The sequence below is a fragment of the Vibrio sp. 1069 genome, from assembly GCF_033340555.1.
In genome coordinates this window covers 1-800 of the sequence record NZ_JAWOWP010000251.1, presented here as the reverse complement: position 1 = coordinate 800, position 800 = coordinate 1, and the positions used below count along the sequence as shown (strand labels likewise).

The 800-nt window shown below is 45.0% G+C and carries 1 protein-coding gene and 1 pseudogene; both read right to left on the bottom strand.

What is annotated here, in order from left to right:
* Window positions 1–347: pseudogene (locus tag R7040_RS25795) on the bottom strand (type II secretion system protein GspD); the annotation flags it as partial.
* 36 nt (window positions 348–383) lie between these two features.
* Window positions 384–800: type II secretion system protein GspC (gspC, locus tag R7040_RS25790; protein ID WP_318097481.1), on the bottom strand; the 417-nt coding region annotated here is incomplete at its 5' end.

Here is an 800-nt window from a genome sequence, read left to right as displayed (position 1 = left end):
CCATCACCCATAACAGGGATTGCAGAGGTCTTAGAGTCTTTTGCTTTGATGACTTTGAGTACGCCGTTGTCCATTTCTACGACTGCATAGCCGTACACTTCCAACACGTTAAGGAAGAAGCTGTAATATTGCTCTTCGTTTAACACGTCGTAGCTGCGAACGTCGATTTTACCGCGCACCGAAGGGTCAACGATGATGGTCTTTTCTAAGTTACGACCAACAATGTTGATGAATTCTTGAATGTCAGTGCCTTTGAAACTCGCACTAAATTCATTTGCCATAGCACCTGGAACGCAGAGTAGACTCCCTGCCAGTAACCAAGCACTTTTGCTAAACCAATGTTTCACGTATGTCTCCCTGAACTTACGCTGGTTGCCTAAGTATTACAATTGGATATAGATGTCGTACTGCTGACCATCTCGCTCAACAGTCAAATTCAGTTCTTGCGGATCGCTCATCACTTGCATCAGTTGTACTGAAGAAGATGGATCACTTAAATCGATCCCATTAAGTTGCACCGCAATATCACCAGGTTCTAGACCCACATCATTAAATAACGCCGCATCACGACCCGGAGAAACTCGGTAGCCAATAATGGCGTCGTCTTTTTTCACTGGAGAAATGGTGATGTATTTAAAGACACTCTGTGGATCTTTCGCAATCTCCTCTCGGATTTGCTCTAGTTTGTCACTCACGTCTGACGCAGGTTCTTTCTGTGCAGCTTGCACTCGAGTAGCCTGCGGCGATTCTGACAATTTTTTATACTCAACGCCTTCCAGCATTAGAGTTTCATCTCGGCC